At 68.4% G+C, this 10226-nt stretch carries 12 protein-coding genes; 6 read left to right on the plus strand and 6 right to left on the minus strand.

The annotated features are described in order from the left end of the window. Positions 1 to 2: 2 nt before the first annotated feature. Entirely contained in the window at positions 3 to 959 is a 957-nt protein-coding gene (locus tag ABQE89_RS21840; RefSeq protein ID WP_448420535.1) for a GlxA family transcriptional regulator, read from the minus strand. 62 nt (positions 960 to 1021) lie between these two features. Next, positions 1022 to 1978, minus strand: coding sequence for an o-succinylbenzoate synthase (locus ABQE89_RS21845; RefSeq protein WP_448420505.1), 957 nt, complete (start codon positions 1976 to 1978; stop codon positions 1022 to 1024). 76 nt (positions 1979 to 2054) lie between these two features. On the opposite strand from ABQE89_RS21845, the gene ABQE89_RS21850 reads away from it, so the two are divergent. Continuing rightward, positions 2055 to 2540 (plus strand): TspO/MBR family protein, encoded by a 486-nt coding sequence (locus ABQE89_RS21850; protein ID WP_448420507.1) that lies wholly within the window; start codon positions 2055 to 2057, stop codon positions 2538 to 2540. A 61-nt stretch (positions 2541 to 2601) separates the two neighbouring features. Here ABQE89_RS21850 and ABQE89_RS21855 read toward each other — a convergent pair whose 3' ends face one another. Next, positions 2602 to 4170: a long-chain-fatty-acid--CoA ligase gene (locus tag ABQE89_RS21855; protein WP_448420509.1), complete on the minus strand. Its 1569-nt coding sequence runs from the start codon at positions 4168 to 4170 to the stop codon at positions 2602 to 2604. A gap of 98 nt (positions 4171 to 4268) precedes the next feature. Between ABQE89_RS21855 and ABQE89_RS21860 the strand changes: the two genes are divergently transcribed. Beyond that, positions 4269 to 4733, plus strand: coding sequence for a YciI family protein (locus ABQE89_RS21860; RefSeq protein WP_448420511.1), 465 nt, complete (start codon positions 4269 to 4271; stop codon positions 4731 to 4733). Positions 4734 to 4739: 6 nt separating this feature from the next. Here the strand turns inward: ABQE89_RS21860 and ABQE89_RS21865 are convergent, their stop codons facing one another. Beyond that, a complete protein-coding gene (locus tag ABQE89_RS21865) occupies positions 4740 to 4988 on the minus strand; it encodes a DUF3253 domain-containing protein (RefSeq protein WP_448420513.1) in 249 nt (82 codons plus the stop codon). Positions 4989 to 5102: 114 nt separating this feature from the next. On the opposite strand from ABQE89_RS21865, the gene fadD8 reads away from it, so the two are divergent. Next, on the plus strand, positions 5103 to 6704 hold the full coding sequence (gene fadD8, locus ABQE89_RS21870; protein ID WP_448420515.1) for a fatty-acid--CoA ligase FadD8: 1602 nt from the start codon (positions 5103 to 5105) through the stop codon (positions 6702 to 6704). Between the two features lie 103 nt (positions 6705 to 6807). Beyond that, positions 6808 to 8058, plus strand: coding sequence for a hypothetical protein (locus ABQE89_RS21875; protein ID WP_448420517.1), 1251 nt, complete (start codon positions 6808 to 6810; stop codon positions 8056 to 8058). Between the two features lie 64 nt (positions 8059 to 8122). Here the strand turns inward: ABQE89_RS21875 and ABQE89_RS21880 are convergent, their stop codons facing one another. Both ABQE89_RS21880 and ABQE89_RS21885 read right to left on the minus strand, forming a co-directional pair. After that, on the minus strand, positions 8123 to 8719 hold the full coding sequence (locus tag ABQE89_RS21880) for a nucleoside/nucleotide kinase family protein (RefSeq protein WP_448420519.1): 597 nt from the start codon (positions 8717 to 8719) through the stop codon (positions 8123 to 8125). Beyond that, positions 8703 to 8945, minus strand: a complete 243-nt coding sequence (locus ABQE89_RS21885) for a hypothetical protein (protein ID WP_448420521.1) — start codon at positions 8943 to 8945, stop codon at positions 8703 to 8705. Before ABQE89_RS21885 ends, ABQE89_RS21880 begins: the two co-directional genes overlap by 17 nt. A gap of 46 nt (positions 8946 to 8991) precedes the next feature. Between ABQE89_RS21885 and ABQE89_RS21890 the strand changes: the two genes are divergently transcribed. Both ABQE89_RS21890 and ABQE89_RS21895 read left to right on the plus strand, forming a co-directional pair. Then, entirely contained in the window at positions 8992 to 9687 is a 696-nt protein-coding gene (locus ABQE89_RS21890) for an HAD family hydrolase (RefSeq protein WP_448420523.1), read from the plus strand. Positions 9688 to 9780: 93 nt separating this feature from the next. After that, positions 9781 to 10226: nitroreductase family deazaflavin-dependent oxidoreductase (locus tag ABQE89_RS21895; RefSeq protein WP_448420525.1), on the plus strand; the 446-nt coding region annotated here is incomplete at its 3' end.

A 10226-nucleotide genomic window follows, 5' to 3' on the forward strand; every position in this document is an offset into this window, starting at 1 on the left:
TTTCAGGCGAACGTCTTGCGGTACTGGTCGGGCGAGATGCCCAGCCGACGGACGAAGTTGCGGCGCAACGTCTCTGCGCTGCCGAAGCCGCAGCGGGCCGCGATGACGGTGAGGGTGTCGTCGGTTTCCTCGAGTTGCCGACGGGCGGCTTCGGTGCGGATCCGTTCGACGTAGGCGCCGGGCGCCTCGCCGACCTCCTCGGTGAACACCCGGGTGAAGTGCCGCGGGCTCATCGAGGCGCGCCTAGCCAACTCCGGAATGCTGTGCACGGCACCGGGTTCGGCCTCGATGGCCTCCTGCACCTCGCGGATGGGCGCCCGTTTGGCCCGCGGCATCCACACCGGCGCGGCGAACTGCGTCTGCCCACCGGGGCGACGCAGGTACAGCACCAGCCAACGCGCCACGGTCTGCGCGACATCGGTGCCGTAGTCGTTCTCGACCAGCGACAGGGCCAGGTCGATGCCCGCGGTGACGCCCGCCGCCGTCCAGACCTTCTCAGAACTGCGCAGGAATATCGGCTCGGGGTCGACTGTGACGCGGGGAAACTCGTCGGCCAACCGGTCGGCGAAGGCCCAGTGGGTGGTGGCGACGCAGCCGTCGACGAGGCCGGCCTGGGCCACCAGGTACGCCCCGGTGCAGACGCTGACGACGCGGCGGGCGTTGTCGGCGGCGATCTGTATCCAGCCGACGGTGTCCGGGTTGCGCCGCACATCGTCGACCCCCCAGCCGCCGGGCAGGACCAGCGTGTCGATGGGTTCGCGCGGGTCGGGCAGCGGTTGGGTGGCCAGCGCCAGGCCGCTGCCGGTGGTGGCCGGTTGGCCGCCCCGCGAGACGACGGTGACGCGGTAGCCCTCGTGGCCGCGGCCCTGGCCGGCCAGGCACAGGGTGGCGCCGGTGAACACCTCCGACGGGCCGACCAGGTCGAGAGCCTGGACGCCCGGGTAGCCGAGAATCACCACCGATCGCACCCCGTCAGTGTTGGCGACCAGCGCCGTGGCGTCTAGGCCATAGATCCCACAGATTAGGACAGCCGCTGGTAGCAGGCCTTGACGCGGTCGATCCACCACTGCCGGCGATCCGCCGGGGCCGCCAGCGTCGCGAGGCGGGCCGGGTCGGGGACCGCGGGCCGCACCGGCAGCTGACCGTCGACGGGCGCCGGCAGATCGGCGACGTCCTCGACGAACAGCCGGCCGGTGCCCAGCCCGCAGGCATGGTCCAGGTCGGGCAGTGCGGCGGCCGCGAGCAGCCCGCGGCCGATGCCGACCGCCGAGTCGAGCGCGCTGGAGACGACGATCGGGATGTCGATCTGGCCGGCGATCTCGAGCAGTGTGCCCACTCCACCGAGGGGCGCGACCTTGAGCACCGCGACATCGGCGGCCCCGGCGCGCACCACGTGCAGCGGATCGTCGGCCTTGCGGATGCTTTCGTCGGCGGCGATCGGCACGTCGGTGCGGCCCCGCAGTTCGGCGAGTTCGGCGACCGTTGCGCACGGCTGCTCGACGTACTCGAGCGGGCCCTCGGCGCTCAGCGCCCCGATCGCCGTCACGGCCTGGGCGACCTCCCAGCGGCCGTTGGCATCGACACGCACCGTCGGCACCAGCGCGCGAACGGCATTGACGCGTGCGACGTCGTCGGCGAGTGTCTGCCCCGCCTCGGCGACCTTGACCTTGGCGGTGCGGGCGCCGGGAAACCGGGCCAGCACCTCGGGCACCCGGTCGGCCTCGACGGCGGGCACGGTGGCGTTGATCGGGATGCGGTCGCGGTGGGTGGGCGGCGGTGGGGTGTAGGCGGCTTCGACCGCCGAGGCCAGCCAGTGCACGGCCTCGCTCGGCTCGTATTCGACGAACGCGCCGAACTCGCCCCAGCCCTCGGGGCCCTCGATCAGCGCCACTTCGCGAACATCGATGCCGCGGAAGCGAACTCGCATGGGAAGCGCCACCACATGCAGGCGGTCGAGGATATCGTCGAGGGAGGCCACCCCTCAATAGTGACGGGTCAGGTTTAGCGGTGCGCGATGCGGGCACATATGAGTTGCTCGATCAAGAGGAGAACCCATGCAGTTGCGAACGCTCGTCCCGTCGGCGCTGGCCGTCGCCGCGACGGCGGTGATCGGCGGATTGGCCAGCAGAAACTCACAGTCGGCGTGGTATGCGTCGCTGCGCAAACCGCCGTATCAGCCACCGGCACAAGTCTTTCCGATTGTGTGGCCGCTGCTGTACACCGACATCGCGGTGACCTCGGCGGCGGTGGTCGACGAGTTGGAGCAGCGGGGCCGCCCCGGCGAGCGTCGCCGCTATATCGTCGCGCTGGCGGTGAACCTGGTGCTCAACGGGAGTTGGTCGTGGCTGTTCTTCAACCAGGGCAGGCTCGGCACCTCCGCGGTGGCCGCCGGTGTGTTGGCTGCCAGCAGCGCGGACCTGACGCGTCGCGCGGTCGCCGTGCAGGGCGCCAAGGCCGTCCCGCTGGCGGCCTATCCGCTGTGGTGCGCATTCGCGACCGCGCTGTCCACACACATCTGGTTTCTGAACCGGCGGCGTTAGGTGGTCTGTGTGCCAACCGGTTGGCGCCACAACGGGTGACCCCCGGAGGGAGCCGGCGTTCTCAGACCGTCGCGCGGTCGCGGCCCTCCCAATAGGGCTTGCGCAGATCCTTCTTGAGCACCTTGCCGGTCGGGTTGCGCGGTAACTCGTCCATGATGTCGATGGATTTCGGGCACTTGTAGCCGGCCAACCGCTCACGACAGAACGCGATCAGTTCGTCCGGGGCCGCTTCCCCTTCCAGCTGCAAGACGGCCTTGACGACCTCGCCCCACTTGTCGTCGGGCACCCCGATCACCGCGACGTCGACCACTGCGGGATGCTCGGCCAGCACCCGCTCCACCTCGATCGAGTAGATGTTCTCGCCGCCGGAGATGATCATGTCCTTGAGCCGGTCCTCGACGAAGATATAGCCACCGTCGTCGATGTGGCCGATGTCGCCGGTGCGGAACCAGCCGTCGGAGGCGATGGCCTCGGCGGTGGCCTCCGGGCGGTTGTGATAGCCCTTCATCAATTGCGGTGTGCGGAACCATAATTCGCCCTGCTCCCCCGCCGGCACATCCTGCAACGTATCGGGGTCGACGACGCGCACTTCCGCGTTGGGCACCAGCGTTCCCGCGCTGGACAACCGCTCCTCCCGCCCCGGGTCGCGGTGCGCTTCGGGCAGCAGATGGCTGATCACGCCGCACACCTCGGTCAAGCCGTAGGCCTGCATGAAATCGGTGTTGGGCCAGGCCGTGAGCGCTTGACGCAGCAGAGGCAACGGCATCGGCGAGGCGCCGTACGCGAACGTCTTGAGTGCCCCGAACATCTTGACCGCGTCCTCGCCGGACTCCAGCACCTTGGCCAGCACCGCGGGCACCAGGAAGGTGCGGTTGGCGCCCTTGAGGATCGCCCCGGCCAGCGAGGCGCCGTCGACCTCGCGCGTCATCACGCTCGGGAAGCCGTCGTGAATTCCGAACTGCACATACGACGAGCCGCCGACGTGGAACAACGGCATCGACACCATGTTCTTGTCGCCCTCGTCGAACTCGAATCCCTCATGGGCATTGATGGTGTGGGCGATCAGGTTCGCCTGCGTCAACTCCACACCCTTGGGCCTGCCGGTGGTGCCCGATGAGTACATGATGATCGCGACGTCGTCGGACTGCACGTCGTCGCCGCGCCCGACCGGGGTGGCGGCGGCCAGCATCGCCTCGTACTCGTCGTCGTCACCGCCCTCGGGGGTGACCTCGACGAGGTGCGTGAGGTTGGTGGGTTTGTCGCGGATCTTGTCGACGTTGGCCCGCAACTCCTTGCCCACGATCAGCACCTTGGCGTCGGAGTCGTTGAGCACGTAGTCGAGTTCGTCGGCGGCCAGCCGGAAGTTGATCAGCGCGTTGGCCGCGCCCAGCGACGCCGCCGCCAGGGTCAGCTCGACACCCGCGGGATGGTTCTTGTCCAGGAACGCCACGACGTCGCCGCGACCCACGCCGCGCTCTGCCAGCGCGCCGGCCAGCCTGCGGATCCGGTCGTTCCACTGGGCCCAGGTCCAGGACCGGTCCAGGTAATCGAAAGCGTCGGCGTCGGGCTTGGTCTCGGCCCAGTGAGCGGTGCGTTCGTCGAGGAAGCGAGGTTCTGGCAACGCTGACATAGCCCCGAGCGTAGCGAGATCGGGGGAGGCCCGATGAGAAATGCCTGCGGCGCTTGTCGAACTCTGTGGGTACTGATTCGACAGAAGGAGACATCGAGATGGCGCGTTACATGCTGATCATGCGGTCCACCCCCGAGGCCGAGGCCGCGATGGCCGAGGCGGAGGTCGACTTCGACCAGATCATCGAGCAGATGGGCCGCTTCAACGAAGCGCTCATCAACGCCGGGGTGCTGATCGCCGGCGAGGGCCTGACCGGACCCGAGGAGGGCTTCGTCGTCGACTTCGACTCCGACCCCCCGGCGGTCACCGACGGCCCCTACCCCGACGCCAACGCGCTGTTCGACGGCTTTTGGATCATCGAGGTGGCCGACATGGACGAGGCCAAGCAGTGGGCGCAGCGAATCCCGCTGGGCAAGGGCGTCAAGGTCGAGGCCCGCCGCGTCCACGACACCGCCGACTTCCCGCAGGACAACCCGTGGGTCCGCAAGGAGATCCAGTGGAAGGCCGAGCTGGCCGAGAAGATCGCCAAGCAGGCCCGGGCCGAGGCCGAGGCGTACGCCTGAAACGTGTCACCTGGCGCGGATCCGGATGGGTCCGCGCCAGGTGCTATCCGGGTCGAGGACCGCGCCCTTCTGGGTGATCTCGACGTCACCGCTGCGGGCCAATTCCCGTGCCATCTCGCGGGCGTCGTCCATCAGGTCACGCCAGTCGTCGCCGCCGACGGCGCGGGCGGCGTCGGACGGGCAGATCGTCCTGTCCGGGCCGCGGCCGCGCGACAGGTCCAGGATCGCCTCGCGCAGCCGCTCTTTGGTGCCCATCGGCCGAATCTACGCCCCCGCTCGGAACGCCGCGGACTGGTCGCGGCCGTCATCGGTGCTAATGATTCCGGGGACTTGGTGACCAGAATTGAAACACGTTCTAGTCTGATGGTCATGAGTGATGCCCTGCTGCGCCATCCCGTCCACTCCGGCCACCTCACGGTGGGAGCGCTGAAACGGAACAAGGACAAGCCGGTGCTGTTCCTCGGCGACACCACGCTGACCGGCGGTGAGCTCGCCGACCGCATCAGCCAGTACGTTCAGGCGTTCGAGGCGCTCGGCGCGGGGACGGGCACCGCGACCGGCCTGCTGTCGCTGAACCGGCCCGAGGTACTGATGATCATCGGCGCCGGCCAGACGCAGGGCTACCGCCGCACCGCACTACACCCTCTCGGTTCCCTGGACGACCACGCGTATGTGTTGAACGACGCCGGGGTCACGTCGCTGATCATCGATCCCAACCCGATGTTCGTCGAACGGGCGCAGGGCCTGCTGGAGAAGGTGCCCGCGCTCAAGCAGGTGCTGACCATCGGGCCGGTGCCCCCGGCGTTGTCGGGCGTCGGCGTCGACCTGACCGCCGAGGCCGCCAAGTACACACCGCAGCCCCTGGTGGCCGCGGACCTGCCGCCCGATCACATCGGCGGCATGGCCTACACCGGCGGCACCACCGGTAAGCCCAAGGGCGTGATCGGCACCGTGCAGTCGATCACCACGATGACGACGATCCAGTTGGCCGAGTGGGAGTGGCCCGAACATCCGAAGTTTCTGATGTGCACCCCGCTGTCTCACGCCGGGGCGGCGTTCTTCGTGCCGACGATCATCAAGGGCGGCGAGTTGGTGGTGCTGACCAAGTTCGACCCGGCCGAGGTGCTGCGGGTGATCGAGGAGCAGAAGATCACCGCCACGATGTTGGTGCCCTCGATGATCTACGCGCTGATGGACCATCCCGACTCGCACACCCGCGACCTGTCGTCGCTGGAGACGGTGTACTACGGCGCGTCGGCGATGAACCCGGTGCGACTGCGCGAGGCGATCGACCGGTTCGGCCCGATCTTCGCCCAGTACTACGGCCAGTCCGAGGCGCCGATGGTGATCACCTATCTGGCCAAGGGCGAACACGACGAGAAGCGGTTGACGTCGTGCGGTCGGCCCACGCTGTTCGCGCGGGTGGCGCTGCTGGACTCCGAGGGCAACCCTGTGCCCCAAGGCGAGGTCGGCGAGATCTGCGTGTCCGGCCCGCTGGTGTCGGGTGGTTACTGGAACAAGCCGGAAGCGACGGCCGAGACCTTCCGCGACGGGTGGATGCACACCGGCGACCTGGCCCGCGAGGACTCCGACGGGTTCTACTACATCGTCGACCGAACCAAGGACATGATCGTCACCGGCGGTTTCAACGTGTTCCCCCGCGAAGTGGAAGACGTTGTCGCCGAACACCCTTCGGTTGCACAGGTGTGTGTGATCGGCACGCCGGACGAGAAATGGGGCGAAGCGGTGACCGCGGTGGTGGTGCTACGGCCCGACGCCGACCGGTCCAAACAGGCGGTGGCCCAGCTGACCGTCGAGATCCAGGCGTCGGTCAAGGAGCGCAAGGGTTCGGTGCAGGCACCTAAGCAGGTCGTGGTCGTCGACTCGGTGCCGGTGACCGCGCTGGGCAAGCCGGACAAGAAGGCGGTGCGCGCGCAGTTCTGGGAGGGCGCCGACCGCCGAGTGGGCTGAGTTCCCTTGGCTGCCCCCCTTTGGCGCGAGCGTGCGTGTCAGAGGGCGGCACGCCGACCAAACATCCGAGTATCCGCACGCTCGCGGGAGAAGGTGACCCCCGATGACTGACGACGGGTGGGTCCGCGGCGACTACTTCGGCCTCGACATGCCCCCGCACGCCGACGCCCTGCGCGACGGCGGCGCCGCGTTTCTCACCGCGGCGTTCCGCCGGTGCGGTGCACTGGCCGGCGACAACGCCGTATGTGCGGTCACCGACCTGCGCGAGTTCCGCGGCGGCAGCACCGGCCGCAAGGCGCTGCTGTCGGTCAGCTACGAACGTGGCGGCCTGCCAAGGGATTTGTTCGTCAAGTTCAGCCGCGACTTCGACGACGCCGTCCGCGATCGCGGCCGCACGCAGATGGAGTTCGAGGTCCGGTTCGCGCTGCTGTCCCGGATGCCCGGCTTTCCGATCGCGGTGCCGAACACCCTGTTCGCCGACTACCACGGCCCGTCGGGCACCGGGCTGCTGATCACCGAACGAATTTCCTACGGTGACAACGGTATCGAACCGCACTACGACAAGTGCATGGACTACACCATGCCCGACGCCCTCGAACACTATCGGGCGCTGATGGGTGCCATCGGCCGATTGGCGGGCACTCACAAGGCCGGTCGATTGCCCGCCGACGTCGTCGAGCAGTTTCCCGTCGACATGCAACGGCTCTCGGTCGGCGAACGCGTGCCGTACTCCGGCGAGCAATTGCAGCGCCGCATCGACCGACTCGCGGATTTCGCGACCCGATACCCGTCGCTGCTGCCGGCCAATCTTGGTTCGCCGCAGTTTGTTTCGTGGCTGCGCGACGAAGTGGCACGGTTGGTGGCCCGCGAAGAGGACGTGTGGCGTCAACTCGCGTCGGATCCGGACTATGTGGCGCTGTGCCACTGGAATGCCAACGTCGACAACGCCTGGTTCTGGCGTGACGCGCACGGTCGACTGCAGTGCGGACTGCTGGACTGGGGTTGCGTCGGTCAGATGAACCTGGCGATGGCGATCTGGGGTGCCATGTGCAGTGCCGAAACGTCGATGTGGGACCGGCATTTCGACGAGCTGCTAAGCCATCTGCTCGACGAGTTCCGGTCGGCGGGCGGGCCTGCGCTCGACGCCGCGGTGCTCACGCGCCACCTGCTGGGTTACGTCGCGGTCATGGGCATCGCCTGGCTCCTCGACGTGCCGGGCTACCTGTTGCAGGTGTTGCCCGAGACCGTCGGCGACCGGTTCGACCCGCGGATCGCGGGCGACGAGCAGGTTCGCAGCCGGCTGCCGATGATGACGAACTTCCTGAACCTGTTGGCAACCGCCGAGCGTGCGTGAACTCGGGAATAGTGTCGGCGTGTCGTCCTCAAACACGCACGCTCGCAGGAAAAGAAGGGGGCAGCTAGAGGATGAGGTCGGCTTTGTGGCGGACCCGCTCGATGCGGGCGGCGTTGGGGTCGTCGACGGCGCGCACCCACGCCTGCGCGGCCTCCGGCGACTTGCCGAACTCGACGTGGCGTGCGATCAACCGGCGGCGCCGCTGCTCGGGGTCGACGTCGACGAACCACACCTCGTCGAGCAGTTCACGCGCCGAGGGCCACGGCTCGTCGTCGTCGAGCAGGTAGTTGCCCTCGGTGACGACGAACCGGGCGTACGGGGCGACGGGAATGCTGCCCGCGACGGGTTGTTCGATGACGCGGTCAAACCCCGGCGCGTAAACCGTGTGCGGCGGCTGTGCGCGAATGCGTTGCAGCACCGCAAGATATCCGTATGCGTCGAAGGTCTCGATCGCGCCCTTGCGGTCCAGCAGGCCCAGCCGCGCCAGTTCGACGTCGGCGAGGTGGAAGCCATCCATCGGCACCTGTACCGCGCCGTCAACCGTGGCCGCCACGGCCGCGGCCAGCGAAGTCTTGCCCGCGCCGAGCGGGCCGGTGATTCCGAGCACCACCCGATGCTCGCGGTGCAGAAGCGCCTCGACGTGGTCAGTCCAGGAGGGCATCGATTTCGGCGGCCAGCCGCGCGATGCGTTCCTGTTCGCTGGGAATGCCGCGGTACTCCTCGGCGGCCCGTTGCCAGCCCAACCGCCACATCCTGGCCACAGCCCGGTCGCCGACGCCCGCGTAGGGGTTCGCGAGCGTGTGCGGGTAGGCCTTACGCCCCTCGCGGTACGCGGTAACCAGTCGATGCGCCATCACCGTCCACTCTCTCACCATGAGCAGTCCCATGATCGGACTGCGGTCGGCGTGTCGGCCAGCGCCGTAGCATCGTCAGATGGCCCACACCCGCGCAATCGAGGCCGTCCTCTTCGACTTCTCCGGCACCCTGTTCCGGCTGGAGGAGGACGAGAGCTGGTTTTCCGGCATGGAGGTCGACGAGCGCGAAGTGGACGGTCATGTGCAGGCCGAGTTGATGCGCCGGCTGACCGCGCCCACCGGCCAGCATGTCGAGATGACCGAGGAGGCCTATCACGCCTGGGTCAACCGTGACCTCGCCCCGCACCTGCATCGCGAGGCGTACCTGCATGTGCTGCGCGAATCCGGGCTGACCGATCACCACGCTGAGTCGCTGTACCGTCGCGTGATCGATCCGTCGTGCTGGCCGCCCTACCCCGACACCGCCGACGTGCTCGAAAACCTGCACCGCCAGGGCATCAAAACCGCGGTGGTCTCCAACATCGCGTTCGACATCCGGCCCGCCTTCGAGGCCGCCGGGGCGGCCGAGTTCGTCGACGAGTTCGTGCTGTCCTTCGAGGTCGGCGCCGTCAAGCCCGATCCCGCGATCTTTCAGACCGCGCTGCAACGGCTCGGGGTCGACGCCGCACACGCTCTCATGGTCGGCGACAGCGACGAGGCCGACGGCGGCGCCCGCGCGGTCGGCTGCGGCTTCGTCCTCGTCGACCCGCTGCCGACGACGCAGCGGCGAGACGGTCTGCGCGCGGCGCTCGCGGACTACGATCTGCGGGTGTGACCGGCGAGCCGCGGTCCACGCCCGTTACCCCTAGCACATCGACGGGCCGCCTGGCGGTGTTCCGCATCGAACCCGTCACGTAGTTTCGACGGCATGTCCGACTCTGCGCTGCCGTGGTGGCTGAAGTACGTCAACAAAGTGATGATCGGTCTGCAGAAGCTCGGGGTGACCTTCGGCGGCAAGGGCCCCGTCGTGCTCACCGTGCCCGGCCGCAAGACCGGCAAGCCGCGCTCCACACCCGTCACCCCGATGACGGTCGACGGCGCGCGCTACCTCGTCGGCGGTGTGCCCGGCTCGGACTGGGCCGCCAACGTCAGGGCGGCCGACGCGGCCACGCTGCACGTGGGCCGCACCGCCGAGCGGGTGCGGTTGGTGGAGATGTCGGCCGATCAAGCCCGCCCGTTGCTGCGGGAGTTCCCGATCCGGGTGCCCACCGGCGTCGGCTTCATGAAGAACGCCGGTCTGGTCACCGGCCCCAACCCCGACGAGTTCGAAACGCTTGCCGGACGCTGCCCGGTTTTTCGTATCGATACGGTGAA

The sequence above is a fragment of the Mycolicibacterium sp. XJ1819 genome, assembly GCF_053483675.1.